The organism is Pseudomonas sp. TH39(2020) (genome assembly GCF_016650715.1).
Lineage (GTDB): Bacteria > Pseudomonadota > Gammaproteobacteria > Pseudomonadales > Pseudomonadaceae > Aquipseudomonas > Aquipseudomonas mandelii_C.
Genome location: NZ_JAEKFF010000008.1, coordinates 573879 through 598227 on the forward strand (window position 1 = coordinate 573879; position 24349 = coordinate 598227).

Below are 24349 nucleotides of genomic sequence, written 5' to 3' on the forward strand. Positions count from 1 at the left end.
TGACATCAGCATAAAACAGTGTTTATTGGATCCATAAGTTGAGACTACGCGCACAACAATGGCAATAGCGATCCACTCTCATTCAGGACTGATACACCAACTAAATAGTCATACCTTTCGCTTAAAAAACCCACTGACTTTATCGAGCGTCCGGACAGCAAGTTAATGTCACTGTCCGGCACCGCCCTCAGCCTTCGACCGTCGACGCGAGCGTAAACCAGACGCAGACTTCGAATCCATCCGTTCGACCTGTCGCCGGCGATACCAGCCGTATTTTCGCGTTGACGCCCTGCACAATGGTTTTGGCGATCGCCAACCCCAACCCTGAACCGCTGGCTTCACTATTGCCCCGCACAAAGCGCTCGGTAAGTCGCTGCAACACCGCCTCGGGCACCGGCGGGCCACCATTGACCACCCGCAGCAGCGCCTGGTCGGTAAGACTGACTTCGACCGGTTGATCTGCGGCGCCATACTTGAGCGCGTTCTCGATCAGGTTGCGCAGCAGGATGGCGAAGGCGTCCGGATCAATTGTCGAGTACACGCTCGTCTGGGTTGGCAGGTGCAACTCGATCCGGTGCCCACTGTTGTGGTTCCACTCATCGACCACATGGGCCAACAACGGAATGAGGTCCTGGGGCGTTTCGGACAACAGTCCACCCCCCTCGGCCTTGGCCAGCTGCATGAGTTTTTCCGAGAGCCGCGTCAGTTCGCGCAACGAGGTTTCGATTTTAGCCGCGCGTAACCGCAACGGGCCTTCAGGCGCTTCGTGATGCAAACGCTGGATCTGCGCCAGGGTCGCGGCCAGCGGCGTGCGCAGTTCATGGGCGCTGTTGGCAGTAAAGCTGCGCTCGGTTTCCAAGGCCTTGCGCAAGCGCTCCAGCAGATGATTGACCGCCTCGGCCAGCGGGGCGATTTCCGCCGGCAGTCGCGCCACGTGGATCGGCGACAGATCACCCACGCCGCGAGCCTCCACGGCGCGACGATAGGCCAATACACTGCGCAGGCTGATGCGCACAAACATCCAGGTGCCAAACAGGCTGATGGGAATCAGCGCCAATAACGGCAACAACAAGGCAAGCAACGCTTCCCGCGCGGCTTCACGGCGATGTTCCAGAGGTTCGGCGATTTCGATAAACACCGTCTCACGCAGCGCACTGGCGCCGTACAGACGGTATTTTTTAGTGGTTGAAAAGCCTTCGGCCGGTTGTTGATTGAAGATCTTCGGGTTGGCGTCGTGGGACTGCATCAGGATCTCGCCCTTGGCATCGCGCACCAGATACGTCAGGTATTCCTTGTGCATTTTCAGGGTGGCGACATGTTGTGCCTCACTGGGGTTTTCCCGGTTGCTGATTTCCAGCACGGCCAGGGGCAGGATGCGCTGCGCGGTCTCTTCCAGCGCGCTGTCGAACGCCTCGTTCAATTCATGTTGCACCACCAGCCAGGCGCCGACGGTCGCCGCCAGCCACAGTAAGGTCGTGCCCAACGTCAATCCCAGGCCGAGACGTTTTTGCAGGCTTGACGACGGCTTCATGCGGACATCAACCGATAGCCCATGCCCCGCACGGTTTCAATCAGGTCGCGCCCGAGTTTTTTACGCAGACGGCTGATATAGACCTCGATGGTATTGCTCTCGATTTCGGCGCCGAAGGCATACAGCCGTTCTTCTAGCTGCGACTTGGACAGCAGCGCGCTGGGGCGCTGCACAAACGCCTCGAACAGCGCCCATTCCCGCGCCGTGAGGTCCACCGTCGCACCGGCCCGCTGCACCGTACGGGCACTCATGTCGACCTGCAAATCACCGAGCTTGATCTGCGGATTGGGGTTGCCGCTATAACGCCGGGCCACCGCCGCCACACGGGCCGAGAGTTCAAACAGGTCGAACGGTTTGACCAGGTAGTCGTCGGCGCCCGCGTTGAGGCCAGCGATACGATCGGAAATCTGATCCTGGGCAGTCAGGATAATCACCGGGGTCACGTCCCCTGCCGAGCGTTGCTGTCGCAAAAAATCCAGACCGCGACCGTCCGGGAGCATCAGGTCCAGCAGGATCAGGTCGTAAGGCGTGGTGCGCACGCTGTTGCGCGCATGGTCCAGGCGCTGCACCCAATCGACTGCGTGGCCGTCATCGGCGATCTGTTCGCGCACCGCCTCTCCCAACCCTGGTGCGTCCTCGACCAATAAAACCCGCATCTGGCACCTCCTGTGATGGTTGTCATGCAGCACCTTAATCGCCTTACCTGACGTGAATCTGAAGATTCAGCTGGTTGTCAGGAATGCACCTTAGGGTATGCCACAGACGCCGACCTCGGCAGGAGACAGATCATGAAATCAGGTTTTATTGCCAATGCCGCGCTGTTGAGCCTGCTGCTCAGCGGTTACGCCCTGGCCGATGACGACTGCAGCGACCCGGTGAGCGACTGGCAACCGCGCGAAACCTTGCGTCAGCAGGTCGAGCGGCAGTACGGCTGGAGCGTGCAGCGCATCAAGGTCGACGACGGTTGTTACGAGCTCAAGGGGTTAGACCGCAAAGGCAATGCCATCGAAGCCAGCTATTCACCGGCATCGCTGCGCCTGCACACACTCGAGATCCATTTCCGCGACGACGGCGATGCCAGGGATTACCTCGGCAGCCCGCTCACCGAATGACGCCTCACCTGTCGATGAGTTTTTCCTGCGTTTCAGGTTGCTGTCAGCAAGCAGGTCCAGGCTCTCGACCTAACGATCAAAAGGACACCGCCATGAAAAAGATCATCGCAGCAACCTGCCTCGTCGGCGCCATTGCCCTGCCGGGTCTGGCCCAGGCCCGTGAAGTGACCTTGACCACACAGCTCAAGGACTACAGCGGCAATGATGCCTACCTGGCGATCTACGTCACCGACGCCAATGGCCAATACCAGAAAACCCTCTGGGTGGCCGGCAAGAAGGCCAAGTACTACAAGCACCTGGGTGACTGGGCCCGTGGCAGCGGGATGAACCGGAGCGAGTTCGATGGGGTTAGCGGCGCCAGTGTCGGCAGCGGACGCACCCTCAAAGTCAGCGTCGAACTGGCAGACACCCTGATTGATGCCGGGTATCAGATCCGCATCGACAGCGCCGTCGAGGACAAACGTGATGCCCGCGCCGATGTCAGCGTGCCCCTGACGTCCAAGGGCGCAGGCAAGCCGGTGACCGGCAGTGCCTACGTCGACTCCTTTACTTACGATCTGTAGCACCCGCCATCTCTGGAGGCTGAACATGCTTCGTCAGTTCCATTCCCTTCCCGGCCTGATCGCCGCCCTGTTGGTCATGTTATTGGCCATCAGCGGCGCGATCCTGTCTGTCGACCCGGCGCTGGAACGCCTGCACAGCACGTCCACTCCTGCCGGACAACTCAACGTCGGCCAACTGGCCGGGCGCGTTGCCAGCCACTTTCCGGGCGTGGAGCAGATCCAGCGCTCAGCGTCCGGCACGGTGATCGTCTACTACAACCAGAACGGCCAGGCCGGGGCGGAAAAGGTCGACCCATTGACCGGCCAAGGCCTCGCCCCTTACGAGCCATCCGCGTTCTCCCGCTGGGTGAAAGACCTGCACCGCTCGCTGTTCCTTGGCACCCCGGGCCATGGGGTGTCGGGTGTCGGCGCCCTGTTCATGCTGATGCTGTCGGTGTCCGGCGCGCTATTGCTGGCCCGGCGCCTGGGCGGCTGGCGCAACCTGCTGCGGCCACTGCGGGGCACTTTCAGCCAGCGCTGGCATGCTGAAGTCGGGCGACTGGCCTTGCTCGGGCTGCTGCTGTCGGCATTGAGCGGGCTCTACATGTCCGCCACCACTTTTGGTTTTATCGCCGACGGCAGTCAGAGTGAACCCGCCTTCCCCGCCCACGTCAGCACCGGCCCGGCCTTGCCGGTGGCGAAGCTGCAAGCCTTGCAGGCCACCGACCTGAACGACCTGCGCGAGCTGGTCTACCCGAGCCCCGGCAACCCGCGCGATGTGTTTTCCCTGCGCACGGCCCAGGGCGACGGCTACGTGGATCAGGCCAGTGGCGCTTTGCTGTCCTATCAAGCCCACGACTCGATGCACAACCTCTACGAATTGATCTATCAGTTGCACACCGGCGAAGGCCTCTGGTGGCTGGGCCTGCCGCTGGGGCTCTGCGCCCTCTGCGTACCGTTGATGAGCGTGACCGGCATCCTGTTGTGGTGGCGCCGCCGCAAGGCTGGCCCGAACATCCGCCACAACAGCCCTGCCCACTCCGCCGACAGCGTGATTCTGGTGGGCAGCGAAAACAACAGCACCTGGGGTTTTGCCAAAACCTTGCACGACGCCTTGCACCAGAGTGGCCAACAGGTGCACAGCGCGGCGATGAATGAATGGGTGGGCGATTACCGCAATGCCCAACGGGTGTTCATCCTCACCGCGACCCACGGTGACGGCGATGCGCCGGCCTCGGCTTCGCAGTTCCTGGCGCGGATGGCCAAAACCGGCCTCAAGCCCGGCCTGCCCTTTGCGGTGCTGGGCCTGGGCGACCGCCAGTTTGCGCAGTTCTGTCAGTACGCCCATCAGGTGCAGGACGCGATGTTGCAGGCCGGTGGCTCGCCGTTGCTGGAGCTGGAAACCGTCAACCGCCAATCCTCTCAGGAGTTTGCGCGCTGGGGCCTCGCGTTGGGCGAAGTACTGGGGCAGGACCTGACGCTGGTTCACACCCCGCAGCAGCCGCGTACGCATCAATTGCAGCTGACAGAGCGGATTGCCTATGGCGAACAGGTGAATGCGCCGACCCACGTACTGCGTTTCAAAGCCTGCGGTGAGCTGCCGGAGTTTCTGGCCGGCGACCTGGTCGGGATTCTGCCCCCGGGCAGCCCGATCCCGCGTTTCTACTCACTGGCCAGCGGTTCCGAGGACGGCGTGCTGGAGATCTGTGTGCGTAAACACAACGGTGGCATGTGCTCGGAATTCCTTCATGGCCTGGACATCAGCGCGCAAATCGAAGCCTTTATCCAGCCCAACCCGCAATTTCGTCCGGCATCGGGCACGCACCCGGTGATCCTGATCGGCGCCGGTACCGGCATCGGTCCTCTGGCCGGTTTTATCCGCAACAACAAGGCCCGTCACCCGATGCACCTGTATTGGGGCGGGCGCAACCCGGCCTCGGATTTTCTCTATGAACCGGAGCTCAACCAATACTTGTCGGACCGACGCCTCACGGCACTGCGCGCCGCCTTCTCTCAGGTTCAGGACCGCAGCTACGTGCAAGACCGGCTGATCAGCGATGCCCTGGCCTTGCGCCGACTGATTGAAAAAGGTGCCCAGGTGCTGGTGTGTGGCAGCCGTGAAATGGCCAAAGGCGTGATGCAGGCCCTCGATGAAGTGTTGGCGCCTCTGAACCTGAGTGTGCTGACCCTCAAGGCACAAGGACGCTACCGTGAAGATGTCTACTGAGTTGCAGCGCTATAGCCTGAACGGCGAAACCATGGGCACCCGCTACACCGCCCTGTTTTATGCCGGGGCCGGGATCGATACCGACGACGTTGGCCATCGCCTGGCGCGCGCCGTGGGCCGGGTGGACCAGCAAATGTCCACCTGGAAACCCGACTCGGACCTCAACCGCCTCAACGCCGCCCCCGAGCAGGAATGGGTGTCGGTGCCCAAGGAACTGGCCACGGTGCTGTCTGCTGCATTGCGCGTCAGTCAGCAATCCGGCGGCGCTTTCGACATCGCTGTCGGTGATCTGGTTAACGCCTGGGGCTTCGGCCCCGGAGAGCAGACGGTCACAGAGCAGGCGATCGGCACGATTGCGCCAAGCGCCCGGCTGTTGGCCAGCGCCGCGTTGGTGGTTGACCCGCAACGCAATCAGGTGCGCAAGCGCGTGCCGCTGAACCTTGATTTGAGTGGCATCGCCAAAGGTTTTGGCGTGGATGAACTGGCTCGTTGCCTGGAGGGTTTGGGCATCAACCGCTACCTGGTCGGCATCGATGGCGAGATGCGCGCCCGAGGCTTCAAACCTGACGGCCAGTGCTGGGCCGTGGCCCTGGAAAAGCCCAACCGGGGCGTGCGTGAAGTCATGGGCGTGATGGAACTTGGCGATGCCGCTATCGCGACCTCCGGGGACTATCGACATTGGGTGGACGTGGCCGGTCAGTCCTATGCTCATACCATGAACCCGGCCACCGGCGCGCCGCTGTGCAACCCGCTCGCCGCCGTCACAGTGGTGGCGGCCTCGTGCATGCTCGCCGATGCCTGGGCCACGGCGCTGATGGTCCTGGGCGAAACCGAGGGCCCGCGTCTGGCTCAGGAACGCGGGATGGACGCGTTGTTCGTGCTGCGCGAGGGTGAACAGTTCAAAGAAATATCCATTGTCGGCGGCCAGTTGCAGGCGCAGATTGAAACCCGCTGACGCCGATTGCCGGACCGCTCGGAACCCGTCCTACTTGAACCGCCCAATGACAGGGAGTCCCGTTAAACAATGAAATTCATGCACAGGCACACCGAGGCACACCGAAGCGATCGTATCGGCTGGCTACGCGCCGCCGTCCTTGGGGCCAACGATGGAATTGTTTCTACCGCCAGCCTGCTGATCGGCGTCGCGGCCGCCAACGCCAGCCACGCCACGTTGCTGGTCACCGGTATGGCGGGGCTGATGGCCGGCGCCATGTCCATGGCCGCTGGCGAGTACATTTCCGTGCACTCCCAGGCCGATACCGAGCGGGCCGATCTGTCACGCGAACGGGCAGAACTGGCGAGCGACCCGAAAGCCGAACACATCGAGCTCGCCAACATCTACATGCATCGCGGCGTATCACCCGAACTGGCGCATCAAGTGGCCGATCAATTGATGGCCCATGACGCACTGGGCTCTCACGCCCGGGACGAGTTGGGCATCAGCGCCACCCTCACCGCCAAACCCTTGCAGGCCGCCATGGCCTCCGCCGCCAGTTTCGTGGTGGGTGCCGCGTTGCCTCTGGCCGTGACTTTCTTCGCGCCGCAGCACAGCGTCGGGACCTGGATATCGGCCATGTCATTGGTGTTTCTTGGGACATTGGGCGCCATTGCCGCCAAAGCAGGCGGGGCCAAAATCATGACCGGCGCCTGGCGGGTGACATTCTGGGGGGCTCTGGCCATGGGGATTACGGCACTGGTGGGGCACTTGTTTGGCGCAGTGGTCTAGCGGGTGCGTCCTCCAAAAACGAAGGGCGCCCGCTAGACGAAGGGGCGCCCTTTAAGGATTGACGACTTAAACCACGCCGACGAAATCGCTCGCTGTCAGGGCGACATGCCCGACCAGATCAATTTGGAAATCGGCACCATTACCGCTGTTTACATTGCCCTCCACATACGTGTGATCGACCCCGCCGACATTGACGAAGTGGTACTTCAATTGCGCCTGGTTACTGAACTCGTTGCCAGCGCCATTCCACTCGCCGAGGAAGGTGAAGTCCTGATTACCGGCGGAACCGGCGCCGGAGGTCCGGGCATCGATCAGGGTGAGATCGATATGGTCAGTTCCGTGCAAGAAATCCGTGATCACGTCACGGCTTGCGGCCGAAGTGCCCGAGTCATTGATCGAGCTGAACACAAACATGTCCGCCCCCGCACCGCCGGTCAAGGTGTCGCGGTTGCCATTGCCGGTCAAGGTGTCGGCACCGCCACCACCACTCAAAGTGTCGATGCTGCCCTGCCCGGTCAGCGCGTTATTGGCGTTGTCGCCGGTCAGGCTGTTGGTGCCGCTGCTGCCGATGACATTTTCGACGCCAGTCAACGTATCGTTACCGGTTTGCGAACTGCTGGCCAGGCCAGTGGACAAGTTGACCGTGGCGTTGGCCGAGGTCCCTGACAAGTCGTAGGTATCGGTGTCGCCACCGCCGTCGTAGCTGTCGTTACCGTCATTGACCGACGCCCGGAAGGTGTCATTGCCAAGGCCACCGAACAGGCTGTCCAGGCCTTGCCCACCGACCAGGGTGTCGTCGCCGCTGCCACCGTCCATCCAGTCATTGCCGCCCTGGCCTTGCAACACGTTGCTCACGCCATCGCCCTGAATGTGATCATCGCCAGCGCTGCCGGTGACGTTCTCGATCCCGGTCAGGGAATCGTTGCCGGTTTGGCTGCTGGTTGAAGTGCCGACGAGTAAATCAACCGTCGCCGCGGCCGAAGTGGCAGACAAATCATAGGTATCGGTGCCCGAACCACCGTCATAGTGGTCGTTGCCGTCGTTCAGCGAAGCCAGCATCGTGTCGTTGCCTGCCTCACCAAAGACCGTGTCGTTGCCGGCCAGCCCGCTGAGTTGGTTGTTACCGCTGTTGCCATGGATCACGTTGTCCAGCGCGTTACCGGTACCGTTGATGTTGTTCGAGCCCAGCAAGGTCAGGTTCTCGACGTTGGCACCCAGGGTGTAGCTGACCGAGGACATGACGGTGTCGGTGCCTTCGTTCAGATTCTCCTGAACCACATCGCCATTGGCATCGACCATGTAGACGTCATTGCCAGCGTTGCCGCGCATCGTATCGTTACCGGCGCCGCCATCCAGCAAGTCGGAACCCAGCCCGCCGTTGAGAACATCATTGCCCGAGTAGCCCAACAGGATGTCCTGATAGCTGGTGCCGGTAAGCGTATCACCGAAGAAGAATGAGTTAGTGCCCTCGATGAAGCGCCCCACCGCCTCCGACGGGTCTGACGTCAGTTGTTCCACCGTGCCGTTGTTGTCGGTGTAAGTGGTGATGACCCGCAGCTGCTGGCCGAACTGCGCCGAGGTCGGTGCAAAGGTCGAAGCATTCGCCCCGGCGATACTCAACCAGGTCGCCCCCACCAGTGCTTGCCACTGATAGGAGAACCCGCTCGGCCCAGGCAAGCCATCGGCGTCCTGGATGGCCGAGGTGTTGGCGGTCAGCCGGTATTGGGCGGGCACCGGACGACTTGGGGTGGTAGGTGCGGTGGCATAACCCGATAGCACCACATTACCGGTCGGCAGATGATTGGTGATGCTCAGATTGACCGTGCGGTCGGCGAAGCGAAGTTTCTCAACACCGATCACGATATCGGTGCCATCGATGTTAGCCGCACCGACCCGCAAATCCACCACTTTGAACGCCGTGATCAACTCGCCACCCGGCCGGGTGTCGGTGAACTTGGTGATGCTGTAATTGGCGTAGTTACCCGAGTATATCGCCGTGTCCGCCGCACCATCAGCGGTGCCGGCTGCTTGATGGTTGTCACCCAGAATGAAGTCGGGGCGGGCGGCTTGCAGACCGGTGAAATGCTCGGAAAACCCTTGACTGGCGAGCAGGTGATTCAGATCGGCAAGCTTGATCGAGTCGCCGACAATCACGTCATTGCCGCCGTTGCCCTGAGACACATCGTCACCGCTGCCGCCAATCAACCAGTTCTCCGTGGCGTTACCGATCAGGCCCGCCAAAGGATTGGCCGGGGTGACCGTGTTCGCGCGGCTATCGCTGAAGCGTGAACCGACCAGGCCTTCAATGTCGGTCAGCAAGGCGTTGAACGGCTGGAACAGCACTGAAGTGCCCGGTGCCGCCACGATGTTCTGATTGTTGAGGTCTGCTGCCGCGTCCAGCGCAATGTTCACATCGCTAAAGGCGGCAATGTCGAAGCCCACATCGCCAAGGGCTTCATCACCGTCACCCTGACCGGGTGCGCCACCCAGGCCCGGCAGCAAAATGTCGTCACCGACACCGCCAAACTCCTGGTCGCCGGTTGAGCCGCCGGAAATAATGTCGTCGCCGTCCTCCCCGAACAGAATGTCCGGGCCGTCGCCGCCGTAGATTTCGTCGCTGCCATCACCGCCATGCACCAGGTCCGTGTCGCCACCGGCATCGATGTAGTCATTGCCGGCGCCACCGTACAGCTCGTCGATCCCGGCTTCACCGTAGAGATGGTCATTGCCGTTACCGCCAATCACCACATCGAGGGCACCGGCGCTGGTCCCGGCATAGATGGTGTCGTCCCCTTCCCCGCCATCGAGGAAGTCTTCGATATCACCGCCATAGATCACGTCGTTGCCGTCGCCGCCGTAGATATGGTCGGCACCGGCCTTGCCATCCAGGATGTCGTCGCCGCCTTCGCCGTAGATCGTATCGTCACCGTCACCGGCATCGAGCCAGTCGTTGTAGTCGGTGCCAGACAATACTTCGTGGGAGTTGTAGCCCACTGCTGCGGTGCCATCGGGGTTCTCGCCCTGGTCCGGACGATAGTCACGGATATAGGTTTGAGCGGTATGCGTTTCCGGATTGGTCAGGCTCATCAGCAGACCGTTACCGCCGATCCCGCCCGTACCGCCACTCGAGTAAACGCCCACGTGGTTGGCCGCGATCAGCGTGCCGTACTTGTGCTCGCTCTTGTACGCCGTCGCACTGGCGCCGGAGTCGGTGTTGCTCAGTTCGATGTAGCTGTCGGCGTAACCGAATACATCACCGGCCAGGTGCCGAGCGTCGGTGGTGCGCTCAATGATGTCCTTGAACTGCTCGGTCACCACCTGCTCGTTGAGGTTGGTCATCGCCGGCAAGCCGAGGTCAAGGCGGAACAGGTAGTAGAAACGGTCACCGTCCATCAACCGTTCCATCTGATCCTCGAAGATGGCGTTGAAGGTGGTGCCCAGTTGTCCGGTGTAGACGTGTTTTTCCGCCAGGCCGCCGATCCACAGATCGATCGCGTTGTAGCCGTCGTAACCGGCCACATGATTGCCGTTGGCATCCGCCGCACCGGAAAGGAAATACGCGGCCTGTTCGGCCGTGACGCTGCCACCGGCATAGGTGACGGTGACGCCCGAGACATCAGCATCGATGATCGCCTGTGCGTGGGCCTTGTCACCGTCGAAAGAGTACGCGGCGATGAAGTTCACCAGGGATTCGGGGTGAATCATGTTGTTGGCGAAGTCACTCCAGCTGGTATAGGGCGTCAGGCCGTCCACGATCAGGTTGGTGTGATGCTGCGCACCGGCCGGCGACGCCCGCTCGGCAATCAGAGCATCGTGAATCTGCTGACGCGCCTGGTTCAGGGTCGGCAGGCCCAGGTCGCGGCCACGGGCCAGGTTGATGGTCGCCAGATCCAGTGGCTGACCGAGCAAGCCTTGTTGCAGGGCCGGGGTGACGAACTCATCGATTTCGTTGCTGATCTGCCGGGTCATGCCCAACGCAATAGCCGTCGGCCCGATATCGGCGAAACCGCCAGGGTTGAGAAAGGCCTGCTCCAGCGCATAGTGGGTAATCGCGCCGGTCAAGTCGTAGCCGCCACTGGCATTTTTCTCCAGGGCATCGATGGTTTCGCGCAGTTGCGAGTGGCCGAAGCGGAACGCCGCCTGGCCGTATTCCAGCGAAATGTTGGCGTTGATGCCCGAGTCGTAAGTCACGAACTCTGGCAGGTCCGGAGTGATCAACCGGGCGTACTGGTCAATCGCGACGTGCTGGTATTCCATTTCCACGGTCAGCTTGGCGGCGTAGAACAGCTTGTCCTGATCCCAGGACACCGTCACGCCATCGGCCAGGGTGAAGTTGCCGTTGGCATCGGTGTAAAAACCGCCGCTGCCGTTGCTCACCTGTACCTGCCAGTTGTGCCGCACATTGACGTCGGTCTGCCCCAGCACTTCGTTCTGCAGGTTGATCAGTTGCACGTTGTGGTCTTCGTGGAAGACGTGGTGAATCGCGGTCAGGCCGAAGTTTTCGTTCACCCGACCGTCACCGGCAATGTAGTGGTCGCCCACCGATTGCAGCAGCAACTCGTTGGCCACCGCAAAATCGGCACTGCCGGGCGCAGCGCTGATGGAGAAGTCGGCAAAGTTGACGAAGCTGAACAGATTCTTCGGCCCGGAGTTGTCGTAGGTGATGACCATGCCATAAGGGTTGTTCGCATCGAAGGTGATGCTGGTGATGTGCGCATCCAGCGACATCAGCTTCGCTTGATCGATATGCACATCGTCGAAGTGCGGGTTCATGTCCAGCAGGATCGCTTCGCGGGTATACACCACTTGCACGCCGGCGGTGTTCGGGTCGGCATCCAGCACATGGCCGTTGGCATCCCGGACGCGGAAGTTGGCGATGTCGTCCCAGGTCAGGTCGTCACGACCGGTGGCCAGCACATGGGCACGCAGTTCACTCAGGGTCGGCAGGGTCTGGTGGGTCAGCACGCCGTTGAGGGTCCAGGCGGCTTCGTCACTCAAGGTCGTGCCGTCGAACAGCGCCGCCCCGGCGATGAACTGGCCAGGGTGATTCGGGTCCGCCACCCACTGCCGCAGCAATTGGGTCACGGCGTCGTTGGAGCCGTAAGTCTGGTTCTGATCGATGTACGGCGAGTCGAGGTTGACGTATTGCGCCTGGCCTTGCCCGTCCACTTCGCTGACCGAGGCGCGGTGCACCTTGATCGAATAAACCGGCTGCCCGTCCGGGCCAATCGAGCCGTACAACGGATCATTCGGTGCCAGGGGAATGGTGATCGTGGCGTTCTGATTGGGCTTGTTGATGAAGTCCAGCCCGTGGTCGAAAAACTGCCCGAACAAGGTGAACCAGCCGGTTGTCGACGGGTCGCCGCTAACGGTGTTCTGGTTGCGAATGTAGTACTGGCCGGAGTCCGGCGAGGTGGTATCGACTTCGCCAATGGTGCCGAGGATGCCCGGATTAGTGACGATCGCCACGCCCGTGGCGGTGTGCTGGATATGCCCGTTGGCATCGGTGGCGAAGGTCACCCCACCACTGACGATGGTCTGGCTGATCATCCGGGGGGTGTAGTCCACCAGCGAAGCTGTCGGATCGCTATACAGTGAACTACTGTCAGTCATGGGCGTGGCGCCGACAGGAACGCCCGGCCCTGCCAACGCAGCGTTATCCAGGTTCTGATGTACGTAGTGCGTGTAGTCCGAGTGGGTCAGGCGAATGAAGTTCTGACCGAAGCTACCCCAGGCCTGACCGTCCTGGGTCAGGTTGTTGAAGTGGCCGGAGACATCGCGTAAGCCGATCGGGTCCCGCGCGCCGTTGTACCAGCGGGTTTCGCCGGCCGGGATATCCAGCGGGTTGAAACTGCCGAGAATCCCGAGCATATGGACATTGCCGTCCGAACCGCTGTAACCGTAAAGCGGATCACCGGAGGCGTTATAACCCACGACATGAATGGTCGGAAACGTAACCTGCTGCTCAAGAAACGAAATATCGTTTTGATTGAGGGTGAAGCGCTTTAGCTCATACATGGCAATCTCCAGATATCCATTGAGTTGCAGGGTTTACTAACCGACTTATCACGATGATCAGGGAACCGAATCAATGGCAAAAGATGCAAAAGTCGAATCAAAAAACGAGACTTTTGTCGGCGATCAGATTGAGACTTTGGTCGAGCCTCCCCCGGTTAACGAGGGTGGCCGCAAGGCTATCTGGCGCACCCGGTTCAAGACCCGGGCGCGCAACCTCGGCCGTTCTACGCAGTTCGTGATTGCCGCCGCACTGATCCTGGGACTGACGATGTTTTTTGTCGGCAAACTGGTGAGTGCGCGAATAGAGCGGGCTGCTGTGCAAAGCGCAGCAGAAGCCGGTGCCCACTACATGGAGGCGTTTCTGGAACCCTACGTTCAGGAGATGAGTCGCGATAACGGATTGTCGGACTCAAGCATCGAATCCCTGGACCACCTGATGGAGAGCCGTTCGCTGAAACGTCACATCGTCTCGATCAAGATCTGGCGCGTGGATGGCACGGTGGTTTACAGCACCGACAAATCCATCACCAATCGCAAATTCCCGATGGATGAAATCGCCGATGCGCTCAAGGGCAACGTGGTCACCGACCTTGAGAACCTGGATCAGGAAGAGAACAAATTCGAGCGAAAGCTGAACGTGCCGCTCTATGAAATTTATGCGCCGCTGCGAGAGTTCAACACCGGGAAAATCATCGCGGTGGGCGAATTCTATGAAATGGCGGCAAGCCTGGAGCAGGAAATCAACCGGATCCGCCAGCAAGTGTGGATGGTCGTCGGGGCCGCAACGCTGGCGATGTTGACGTTGCTGTTCTTCCTGGTTCGACGCGGCGACAAGATCATCCAGCGCCAGCAAGTAGCGTTGCGATTAAGACTGCTGGAGCAAACCCGGTTGCACATCAGCAATGCCGTGCTTCAGCGCAAGATGACCACGGCGACTCAAGAGTTTTCACGCATCAACGAGCTCACCCTGCGCCGTATCGGAGCGGACCTGCACGATGGCCCGGCACAATTGCTGACGCTGATTCTGATCCGCCTCGATGACCTGGCTGAAAACTGCACGGCGGTCGATCAGGAGTCCCTGGAAACCATCCGCGGCGCCGCTACCGATGCGTTACGTGAGGTGCGGGAACTGTCGCGGGGGTTGGCACTTCCGGAAATCAATGACCTGAGTCTGCCGGAGGAGTTGCAACTGGTGGCGCAGCGACACGAGCAACGCACCGGCACCAAGGTCAAATTAACGCTGGGGCCGCTGCCCGAGGTTGCGTCACTGCCACTCAAACTCTGTCTTTACCGGTTTGTGCAGGAAACCCTCAACAACGCCTACCGCCATGCCCAGGGCCAAGGCCAGGCCATCACCGCCGATTACATTGACGGGTTTTTATTCATCAGCGTCAAAGACAGTGGGCCGGGCATGGCGGCTGACGCCATGGTGGTCGAGACAGAGGGCAGAACCCGACTGGGGCTGGCCGGTTTGCGCTATCGTGTTGAATCTTTGGGCGGGCTGTTCAGCATCGAATCGTCCATCGCTGGCACATTGGTGAATGCACAATTCAAGCTCTAGTTAGGACCCACCTTGGGCATCTACGTGAGTACCCACCCCTATGTGCAGGCGACCTACGGCCTCGCGCTCCCAATAACGGCGAAGGGCCGTTACCGCCTCGACACGATTGCGTGCGTGCAGCTTCTGCATCACGCAGGTCATGTAGTACTTGACGGTTTTTTCGCTGATCAACAGCTTTGATGCCACTTCCTTATTGGTCAGGCCCTTTGAGACCTCACGAATGATCTGTTCCTCTCGATGGGTGAGGTCGATCTTGCGAACTTCGGCTTCATGCTTCTTGAAGTTGCTCAGCAACTTATTGGCAAACTCGGGGGTGATATAAGTTTCGCCCCTGGCGATCGACCGGATCGCCAGCACCAGGTCCGGCCCGCTGACGCCTTTCAATACATAGCCGCGCGCGCCCGCTTCCAGTGCTGAATAAGCGTCATCCTCTGACTCGGACACCGTGAGCATCAACACCTTTACATCCGGCAGGTGCGTGGAAATGAACCGTACCGAGCCAAACACGTCGCCCGGCATATTGACGTCCATCAGCATCACATCCGGCCTCATTCGCTGTGCGATATCTCGAGCATCGTCCGCGCTGGCGCCCTGCTCGACGACTTGCAGGTCAGCCCTTTTCCTCAGCGTATTGGCAACACCTTCACGCAACAGCGGATGATCATCGGCAATGCCAATACGGATAAAAGGGTTCATGACGCGCTCCCGGGAGGCCAAGTACTCGAACACCCATTGATTAATAGCAGGTAACCCCACCGCACGTTGGTCCCCGGTCGGCTAAGCCGGGGGGTTGAAGGTCGATAATTAGACTTAGGTCGGACGAATTTCACTCGTCAACAAGCCGTCATCATCACAACATCATGAAAAACCACTCGCCAACCCATTGTTTTTTAACGTAGTAAAAACCGCCAAAAAAACATCTCCAACATAAAACCCGGCCCAGCCCCTCTTCCGACCAACAGTCGCTCTCCTACGCTGAGGTACATAAAACCACGGCATTGGAACCTCCCGATGGACAAGAAACCCCACCCGCGATCCGAGTTTGCCGACGTGTTTTTTCGGCTGCGCCATATGTTCTATTCGCTGGCCGGATTCAGTGGCGTGATCAACGTGCTGATGCTGGCGCCAGCCATCTACATGCTGCAGGTGTATGACCGGGCGCTGGTCAGCAGCAACGTCACCACGCTGCTGATGCTGACCCTTCTGATGATCGGTTTGTACACCTTGCTGGCGATGCTCGAAGTGGTCCGCACACGGGTGCTGATCCGGGTCGGCAACCGACTGGACATGGCCCTGAACCGTCGGGTCTTCACCGCCGCGTTCGAACGCAACTTACAGCGCGCCGGCGGCAACCCGGCCCAGGCCCTGCAGGACCTTGCACAGGTACGGCAGTTTCTGACCGGCAACGGGTTATTTGCGTTCTTCGATGCGCCCTGGACCCCCATATACCTGTTCGTCGCCTACCTGATCCACCCTCTGCTCGGAATCGTCACCCTGTGCGGCTCGCTGATTCTGGTATCCCTGACCTGGCTCACGGAAATCGCCACCAAAAAACCGTTGAACGAGGCGAATCAGGCGTCACAAATCTCGGGCACCTTTGCCAACAACAATCTACGCAACGCCGAAGTCATCGAGGCGATGGGCATGTTGCCAGCGATCACCCAACGCTGGTTCGGCAGCCACCTGCGGATTCTGGAGATGCAAACCCTGGCCTCCGACCGTGCCGCCTACATCAGTGGGCTCGGGCGTTTCGTGCGGATCACGCTGCAATCGCTGATCCTCGGCACCGGCGCCCTGCTGGCCATCGAAGGCTCGATTACACCGGGCATGATGATCGCGTGCTCAATCCTCAGCGGCCGCGCGCTGGCGCCGGTGGAACAACTGATCGGCGCCTGGAAGCAACTGCTGACCAGCCGTCGCGCCTGGTCGCGGCTCAAGCAACTGCTGCAAGCATTTCCACCCCGGGCCGATGCGATGAAGCTGCAACGGCCATTGGGCATGCTCTCGGTTGAGCACCTGCACGCCGGCGCACCGGGCATGAGCCAATCGATTATTCACGGGCCGCACTTCAACCTGTCGCCGGGCGAATCCCTGGGCATCATCGGCCCGTCCGCGTCGGGCAAATCAACCCTGGCACGACTGCTGGTGGGTATCTGGCCGGCACAAAGTGGCAAGGTGCGGCTAGACGGTGTGGACGTCTACCTGTGGAACAAAGAAGAACTCGGCCCCTGGGTCGGTTACCTGCCCCAAGACGTGGAATTGTTCGAAGGCACTATCGCCGACAACATCGCCCGCTTCGGCGAGGTCGACAGCGACGCGGTGATCGTGGCGGCCAAGCGGGCCGGCGTGCACGACATGATCCTGCGCTTTGCCCAAGGTTATGACACGACGCTGGATATCGACGGCAACCCGCTGTCCGGTGGACAGCGTCAGCGCATTGGCCTGGCCCGTGCCTTGTACGGCGAGCCGTCGATCATCGTGCTGGATGAACCGAACGCCAACCTCGACGACGCCGGGGAAAAAGCCCTCATCGAGGTACTTGAAGACCTCAAATCCCGGGGTTGCACCACGGTGCTGATCAGCCACCGCCCGAGCATCCTCGGCACCGTCGACAAAGTCCTGATGCTGCGTGAAGGCAGCACCCAATTGTTCGGCCCCAGGGACGAAGTGTTTGCTGCACTGCGTCAAACCAGCGTACCGACGGTGGGCGCACCGACCCTGTCAGCTGTTCGCGGGAGAGAATAAATGGGCGCCTTGAGTCTCGATCCGCGTAGCCAGGAGTTGGTGCGCGCAGCGGCCAATATCGATGTCGACGACCATCGCCCGGCACGTTTGGGCGTGATGCTGGTGATCCTCGGATTTGGCGGATTTCTGCTCTGGTCATGGCTGGCACCGCTGGACGCCGGCATCGTCGCCACCGCCACGGTGAAGATCACCAGCAACCGAAAAGCCATCCAGCACCTCACCGGCGGCAGTGTCGAAGCGATTCTGGTGCGCGAAGGCGACGGCGTCAGCAAGGATCAGGAACTGGTGCGGCTTGACGCCACCCAGGCACGCTCGGAACAAGGGGTGGTGAACGCGCAGTACATCGCCACCAAAGCAATGGAAAACCGCCTGGAAGCCGAACGCGATGGTGCCGCCGATGTGGTCTTCGACCCCGCCATGTTACAGCGCTACGCCGGCAACGATCACCTGAACGACGCCATCAACCTGCAACGTGATCTATTCGTCACGCGCCGTACCAGCCTTGAGGGCGAGATTGGCATCCTGCGTGAGTCGCTCAACTCCGCCGAAGCACAGATCAAGGGTTTGCAGCACATCTACAGCGCCCGCTCGGAGCAACTCGGGTTTCTCAATCAGGAGCTCGTCGGGGTCCGCCAACTCGCCGCCGAAGGCTATGTACCCCGCAACCGTATGCTCGAACTCGAACGCACCGGGTCTGACCTCAACGCCTCGCAAGCCGACAACCTCAACAACATTGCCAGGGTGCGGGGCCAGGTCACCGATATCAAGCTGCGCATCCTTCAGCGCAAGTTCGACTATCGCAAGGAAGTGCAGTCGCTGCTGGCCGATGTGCAGAAAGAAAACAGCGCCCTCACCGACCGCTTGCAGGCACTGGACTATCAGGTGCGTCACACAGTCATTCGCTCGCCCATCGACGGCATGGTCCAGGGTTTGAACGTGTCGACCATCGGCGGCGTCATCGCTCCCGGATTCAAGATCATGGAAATCGTCCCGGCCCATGAACCGTTGCAAATCGACGCGATGATTCCCGTCCAGGCCATCGACCGCATGACCCCAGGGTTGCCGGTGATGATTTCCTTCCCCGCGTTCAACCACGTGCAGACGCCGAACGTCCCGGGGCAGGTGCTGACCATCTCCGCCGACCGCCTGGTCAGCGACGACAACAAACAGCCCTATTACCTGGCACAGATCGAAGTGACGCCAGCCGGCATGGCCATGCTGGGCAGCAACCATATACGTGCGGGAATGCCCGCCTCGGTCACCATCAAGACCGGTGAGCGCAACATGCTCAGCTACCTGTTGAAGCCGCTGCTGGACCGCGTCAACAGTGCGTTCAAGGAGCAGTGACGTGAGCGGCGACCGTTGTTTTGTTGGTTTCACCACTTTGCTGTGCCTGGCTCAGTCGGTGGCGGCGCTGACCTGCGCGAGTCTTGGAACTTGATACAGTTCCAAGGCCCGACCTACCTTTCTGCCGGGTACGAAAGAGATGCAGCACTGGAAAACCGCGCAATTGGTCAATCCGGGCTGCTGCCGAAAATCGGCATCACCGCTTTCGACAACCACATCAACGGCACGCAAAAGCAGCCGGATTTTTTCAGCAACAGTCACACCAACGACCTGAACTACAACTCGCGAGGCGCAACCCCGCAGCTACGCCAACCACTCTTCAATAAGCAGAAAATGGCCGAGTATCGCCAGGGCGAGTATCAGGCCGAGTACGGTGTGGCAGTGTTCGAGGCCACATTACGTTACCTGCCGGCCAAACTGCGGCTGGCTGCCGATGTCGGTGCATTGGGGGATGACGACATCGCCAGTGCCAATGCTTACCTGGGGTCGAAGTTGTCGTTTTGAGATGCACTTAACGTTTTTCTTAGATAACTCGCAGACGCCGGGCATAAATGTTCGAACTGGGCTGTCTGGTTGATAGCGCCAGGCGCCTCATGCCTGTCGAACCGTTCGTAGCCATTGGCTGCGAAAAAACCGGCAGCCCCTTGCGTCAACAAATGCAGTCGAAGCACACCTTGGGAGGCCGCACACTGCTCCAGTGCAAGCAGCACTTGTTTGCCCAAACCTTTTCCACGACGCTCATCACACACCACCATGGAGCGAAGCAACAGGTCGGGAGCCGAACCCTCCAGCCCTCCAAAAGCCACCCATTTCCCCGCCACTTCGAAACGGTAAAACTGCCGGCCTGGTTCACTGACATCGTCGCAGGGCAAATTCGCTCGGGTCAGCGCATCACGGAGCTGATCCAGACCGTTACCGTCTACTTTAATCATCTGCATGCTCAGCACCGTTACCTCCCGCCCGCCTACACCAACCGCTCAATCTTCTGATGCTGCCAGACCATTTTGTAATACGCCGTCTGCAACGCCAGCATCCCCAGGTACGCCACCGGAAACGCCATCCACACCCCCTGCAACCCGAAGTGCCCGTCCAGCACATACGCCACCGGCAACTGCACCCCGACCACACAAAAAATCGATATCGCCATCGGCACCAGTACCGAACCGCTGGCGCGCATGATGCCGCCAACAATCGCCTGGAAGCCAAACACCAACAGACTCCACAGCATGATGTGCAACAGATGCTCCGCCTTCGCCCGGGTGGAATCATCCGTGAGGAACAACCCCAGCAACCAGTGCGACAACAGATAACCCAACACCACCAACCCACCGGTCAGGCACACATTGATCAACAGCCCCGTGCGCAGAATCGGCCCCATGCGCTCAAGCCGCCCTGCCCCAATCGCCTGAGCACCGAGAATCGACGCCGTAATCGCAATCGACAGCGCCGGAAACTGCACGTAATTGACGATCTGCGTCACCGCGCCATACGCCGCCGTCGCCTGCGAACCGTGCTGATTCACCAGCGCCAGAATCACCAGCTCCGACACCGACAACACCACCATCTGCAACCCGGTCGGCAACCCGATGCGCAACACCTTGCCGAGAATCACCAGGTCCAGGCGCATCGCCGCAAACATCTCCCGATCCGGCGCCAACGGATGCCCCTTGCGAATCAACCGCCACGCCAGCCACCCCATCGCCGACAAATTACCCGCCAACCCCGCATACGCCGCACTCTGAATCCCCATCATCGGCAACCCGAACCAACCCCGAATCAACGCCGGCGTCAGCGCCAACCCGATACACGTCGACACCACCAACGCAATCAGCGGCGACACCGTATCGCTCACCCCGCGCAGCAGCTGGGTGAACAGCACGTACACCAACAGCGACGGCATGATCCACATCATCACGTGGGCGTAGGACACGGCGTCGTCGATAACGTCGACCGGGGTCCCCAAACCCTGCAACGCTGGCCTTGCGAATACGCTGCCGAGTACTGCCGCTGTCAGGCCGATCATTGCGCCTAACAGCAAGGTTGTGCCGGCGATGGTTTTCACCAGATGCGGTTCACGCGCGCCCCAGGCTTGGCCGATGAGCACACCCGCACCCGCGCCGAGGCCGATGACCAGGGCGATGAAGAAGAAGACGATGGGGAACATGCCGGACACGGCAGCCAGGGCTTGAGTGCCGAGCATTTGGCCGATGTAGATGCTGTTGATGGTGCCCGACATGGATTGGAGGAAATTGGAGAGGACCATGGGGGCCAGGAAAAGGAGGTAGGTTTTCCAGAGGGGGTGTTGGGTGGCGGGGGTTTGCATTGAGGGTCCGTCTCGGGGTGGGCTCGTGTTTTGGAAATTCTACGCTAGGGGACTGGGCACTACCCGATTCGATTTCGCAGAGAGTCTGGTTTCGGCCGAGACTGTGTAAAAACGTTTTTCAGCGCGACAGGTACTTAAAACCGGACTGGAAATCGCGCTTCTACGTAAAATCCACATCTGCTGACGTGCCGATAAATTTCAGATTTAACGTAGTCGCGCACACTGCAATTTTGGCGAAGCGTTTTTACACACTCTGGGCCAAAAGCAGCCCTTCCGCTTGATTGCGTAATTAGTGGGAACTGAAAACGTCTGTATGGGCCTACCGTCCACCGCGGTCAGTAGCCATGGTGACGATAGGCCGTGGCGAAGTAGCATTCCGTTCCCCATAGTCTCTTGCTATCTAAGACTCTCCAGGGCTTCAATAGAGCAGTAGACCCAATCGTGGTGCGACGGCTTCCTCGTATGTAGAGGTTGGATGCAGCAGAGGCGACACTGCAGCCCCCCTCACAAATAAAAATATTCATCTAAATCAGCGGAATAAATCATATTTCCACATAAAATCCCAGCGGTTGTTTTTTTGTTCTGTAGGCCTTACTATGCCTCTATGTCAGTGACTAGGGGTATCTCCAGTCGTTAAGCTGACCTCTAGAGGTCTTGATCCATGTTACGTTTGTATGGCCTCCCTGCTAGGTTATCGTTTGAGCAGGGTGGCCATGCGAATTGTAAAGTTTGCTCCCTTCCGCATCTTCTCTTTTTTATTGTCGCTCTACCTCGCCTCGATATAAAACTCCGAATACTCGGCTCGTCAGCATTGATATTACGTGACATTAATTCGCACCAATTTTTTCTTGTGCGACATGTAACCGTTCTGGGTCGCGTTGCCGTGATATTTGTTGAATCTAATCAGAGATTGATAAATGGTTAATAGAGACTTTAAATCTGCATTTGAAGCTATGTACCATGGTAAGTATGATTTTGAAGATTTTAAGTCAGGTGATATTTCCGAAAAATTCAGAAAGCTTGACCTTAATAAAAAAAATGTATACGAAGCTGATCAGACACTAAAAATCTACCATAAATTTCTCAATCTATTTGTATTTCAATGGCTCGAGTTTAATGAGAATTGCGTATATTCCTATAGAAAAGGAATGAATGTAGCTGACGCAGTAAAAAAACACGCTCACAGCAAGCACTTTTATCAAACAGATCTGAATAATTTTTTTGGAAGTATTCGCAGCGATTTTGTCAAAGGTAGCATAATAGCCAGCATTGATAGAATGCCTATTACCGACGTACTTTTATATGTCGACAGAATTATCGAGATCTGCACCGTTTCTAACAAACTGCCGGTGGGCTTTTCAACATCGCCTTTAATTAGCAATGCATGCTTACTGCACTTTGATAATGAAGTGGAGCGTTACTGTGAGGAGAGCGGATTAATATATACGCGCTACTCAGATGACATCATAATTTCTGGGGGTGATAAAAAACTGTACGGGACAGGTGAAATAATAGCAGAAGTTCTTTATCGGCAATTTGAGGGTCATCTATCTATTAATTCATCCAAAACAAAATACAGCTCTGCAGGTAACAAACTTAAAATACTCGGAATGATGATTTTGCCGAACGGCACCATCACGATAGATTCGAAGTTGAAGGCCGATATTGAAGTGTTATTGCATTTTTTCACAAAAGATAAACAAAAATTTTTAGATAAGATTGAAGCCGACAGTGCGACTGCGCTCGCCAAAGTGTCTGGGTATTTAAACTACATCAACACAACGGATAAGGTTTACCTCAACAAACTTCGCAAAAAATATGGCGCATCTGTGGTTGATATGTTTGTGCGCGGGTCGGTGAAGTCCCTATGAAAATTGAGATCGAAATCAATAACATTCAACATGTGTCCATTTTGAGATTTGATATTGATCTAAGCTTAAATAAGCTGACGTGTTTAATAGGGAAGAATGGCATAGGCAAAACTACGCTAATTAAAGCAATACAGAATTTAAGGTTTGCCGACACCTTTGCTCAAACATCACAACCAGGCATATTTCGTGCCGATAGTCATATAAAATACTTAGTCGACGAAATCCCTTTCACGTTCACCTATGATCCGGGCATTCGGAGCTTAAACTCAAAAGACGTCATACCAGATATTATAAAAAACAATATTGATGTAGAGTTGCCGATGCCATACGGTCAGCGATTTAGTTTTTTTCAAACACTGACAAAAGCCGACCCCGATATCCGAAGCAACATTGTAATGGGAACACACGAAGGCCCTGCGGAGCTAATTGAGTTTCTAAACTATATATATTCCACCACAAAATTTAATAATCTGGTCCAAATAAAAGTAAAGCGCAACCTATATTACTGCGTTCTCTTGGAAGAGAGCAGGTATATACGCGAAGATTATTTGAGTTCTGGCGAATATCTTCTTATTAGCGTTTACAGAAAAATAAAAAATCGCTGCAAACTTATCGTGATTGACGAAATCGATATATCATTAGATGCAGCGGCCCAAACTAGATTAGCAACAAAGCTACGATCATTTTGCGCTACCTACAAAGTAAATATTTTATTTACGACGCACTCTCTAGCGTTGATGAAAACACTCAACGATGACGAGATTTTTTATTTGCTTGATGATTCTACTTGTGTTCGACCAATTCCGGCTTCTTATAGCTACGTGAAAAGCATCCTCTTCGGATTTAAAGGATGGGACAGGTATATTCTTACTGAGGATGACTTGCTCCAGAAACTTCTAGAGCATCTACTTGGAAAACACCATCCTAAAACACATTTTCAATATAAGATTATATATATTGGAGGCGGGAGTGGTGTTGTCGATTTGATGAGCAGAAATGCAAAAGAAGAATTTTTTGCTGACCAGAAAAACGTAATTTCTATTCTTGATGGCGACCAAGCGAAAGAAAAACATGTCAAAAACTATAAAAATGTGTACTGCATCCCATTCGAAAGCGTCGAAAAACAATTACACTCAGACTATTATGGAGGTTCAGGTTTTTTAGAGAATGCGATAGGTAAAGTACAAGGGCTCGATAATAAGAAATTGTATAAACATGTAACGAGAAATAAGCTTATGACGGAAGCGCAAGTCATCGAATATCTTTGCACTACCTACGCGAAAGAAACTGAAAAATTTATGCATATTTTCGACGAGTTTCTTTATTTGCCAAAAGTTTAAGGCGAG

At 57.8% G+C, this 24349-nt stretch carries 17 protein-coding genes; 11 read left to right on the forward strand and 6 right to left on the reverse strand.

From position 1 onward, the window contains the following. Positions 1–187: 187 nt before the first annotated feature. Positions 188–1531: a HAMP domain-containing sensor histidine kinase gene (locus JFU47_RS30970; protein ID WP_201188074.1), complete on the reverse strand. Its 1344-nt coding sequence runs from the start codon at positions 1529–1531 to the stop codon at positions 188–190. Further along, entirely contained in the window at positions 1528–2187 is a 660-nt protein-coding gene (locus tag JFU47_RS30975) for a response regulator transcription factor (protein ID WP_046815239.1), read from the reverse strand. The genes JFU47_RS30970 and JFU47_RS30975 overlap by 4 nt, the downstream gene beginning before the upstream one ends. Before the next feature lie 132 nt (positions 2188–2319). Between JFU47_RS30975 and JFU47_RS30980 the strand changes: the two genes are divergently transcribed. The 5 genes from JFU47_RS30980 (at position 2320) to JFU47_RS31000 (ending at position 7138) form a co-directional block, all read left to right on the forward strand. Continuing rightward, positions 2320–2643, forward strand: a complete 324-nt coding sequence (locus tag JFU47_RS30980; protein WP_033060166.1) for a PepSY domain-containing protein — start codon at positions 2320–2322, stop codon at positions 2641–2643. Positions 2644–2735: 92 nt separating this feature from the next. After that, positions 2736–3206, forward strand: a complete 471-nt coding sequence (locus JFU47_RS30985; RefSeq protein ID WP_201188076.1) for a DUF2271 domain-containing protein — start codon at positions 2736–2738, stop codon at positions 3204–3206. Between the two features lie 25 nt (positions 3207–3231). Further along, the gene (locus tag JFU47_RS30990) at positions 3232–5412 is read left to right on the forward strand and encodes a PepSY domain-containing protein (protein ID WP_201188078.1); all 2181 of its coding nucleotides are present in this window, start codon (positions 3232–3234) and stop codon (positions 5410–5412) included. Next, on the forward strand, positions 5402–6367 hold the full coding sequence (locus JFU47_RS30995) for an FAD:protein FMN transferase (protein ID WP_201188534.1): 966 nt from the start codon (positions 5402–5404) through the stop codon (positions 6365–6367). Before JFU47_RS30990 ends, JFU47_RS30995 begins: the two co-directional genes overlap by 11 nt. 69 nt (positions 6368–6436) lie before the next feature. Next, entirely contained in the window at positions 6437–7138 is a 702-nt protein-coding gene (locus tag JFU47_RS31000; protein ID WP_201188080.1) for a VIT1/CCC1 transporter family protein, read from the forward strand. A 66-nt stretch (positions 7139–7204) separates the two neighbouring features. Here the strand turns inward: JFU47_RS31000 and JFU47_RS31005 are convergent, their stop codons facing one another. After that, on the reverse strand, positions 7205–13156 hold the full coding sequence (locus JFU47_RS31005; protein ID WP_201188082.1) for a peroxidase family protein: 5952 nt from the start codon (positions 13154–13156) through the stop codon (positions 7205–7207). 73 nt (positions 13157–13229) lie between these two features. On the opposite strand from JFU47_RS31005, the gene JFU47_RS31010 reads away from it, so the two are divergent. Further along, positions 13230–14717, forward strand: a complete 1488-nt coding sequence (locus tag JFU47_RS31010) for a sensor histidine kinase (protein ID WP_201188084.1) — start codon at positions 13230–13232, stop codon at positions 14715–14717. Here JFU47_RS31010 and JFU47_RS31015 read toward each other — a convergent pair whose 3' ends face one another. Beyond that, positions 14718–15413 carry a response regulator gene (locus JFU47_RS31015; protein WP_201188086.1) on the reverse strand — a complete coding sequence of 232 codons (696 nt, stop codon included), beginning with the start codon at positions 15411–15413 and terminating at the stop codon, positions 14718–14720. Positions 15414–15728: 315 nt separating this feature from the next. Between JFU47_RS31015 and JFU47_RS31020 the strand changes: the two genes are divergently transcribed. From JFU47_RS31020 to JFU47_RS31030, 3 genes are all read left to right on the forward strand, one after another. Then, positions 15729–17462: a type I secretion system permease/ATPase gene (locus JFU47_RS31020; RefSeq protein WP_201188088.1), complete on the forward strand. Its 1734-nt coding sequence runs from the start codon at positions 15729–15731 to the stop codon at positions 17460–17462. After that, positions 17463–18809, forward strand: a complete 1347-nt coding sequence (locus tag JFU47_RS31025; protein ID WP_201188090.1) for an HlyD family type I secretion periplasmic adaptor subunit — start codon at positions 17463–17465, stop codon at positions 18807–18809. It begins immediately after the preceding gene. Positions 18810–18899: 90 nt separating this feature from the next. Next, positions 18900–19313 carry a TolC family protein gene (locus JFU47_RS31030; protein ID WP_201188092.1) on the forward strand — a complete coding sequence of 138 codons (414 nt, stop codon included), beginning with the start codon at positions 18900–18902 and terminating at the stop codon, positions 19311–19313. Here JFU47_RS31030 and arsN2 read toward each other — a convergent pair. Both arsN2 and JFU47_RS31040 read right to left on the reverse strand, forming a co-directional pair. After that, the gene (gene arsN2, locus JFU47_RS31035) at positions 19286–19747 is read right to left on the reverse strand and encodes an arsenic resistance N-acetyltransferase ArsN2 (RefSeq protein WP_201188094.1); all 462 of its coding nucleotides are present in this window, start codon (positions 19745–19747) and stop codon (positions 19286–19288) included. The genes JFU47_RS31030 and arsN2 overlap by 28 nt on opposite strands. 26 nt (positions 19748–19773) lie before the next feature. After that, positions 19774–21132: an MATE family efflux transporter gene (locus tag JFU47_RS31040; RefSeq protein ID WP_201188096.1), complete on the reverse strand. Its 1359-nt coding sequence runs from the start codon at positions 21130–21132 to the stop codon at positions 19774–19776. 917 nt (positions 21133–22049) lie between these two features. Here JFU47_RS31040 and JFU47_RS31045 point away from each other — a divergent pair. Both JFU47_RS31045 and JFU47_RS31050 read left to right on the forward strand, forming a co-directional pair. Further along, the gene (locus JFU47_RS31045) at positions 22050–23003 is read left to right on the forward strand and encodes a reverse transcriptase family protein (RefSeq protein WP_201188098.1); all 954 of its coding nucleotides are present in this window, start codon (positions 22050–22052) and stop codon (positions 23001–23003) included. Further along, positions 23000–24343 carry an AAA family ATPase gene (locus JFU47_RS31050; protein ID WP_201188100.1) on the forward strand — a complete coding sequence of 448 codons (1344 nt, stop codon included), beginning with the start codon at positions 23000–23002 and terminating at the stop codon, positions 24341–24343. Before JFU47_RS31045 ends, JFU47_RS31050 begins: the two co-directional genes overlap by 4 nt. The last annotated feature ends 6 nt before the right edge of the window (positions 24344–24349 follow it).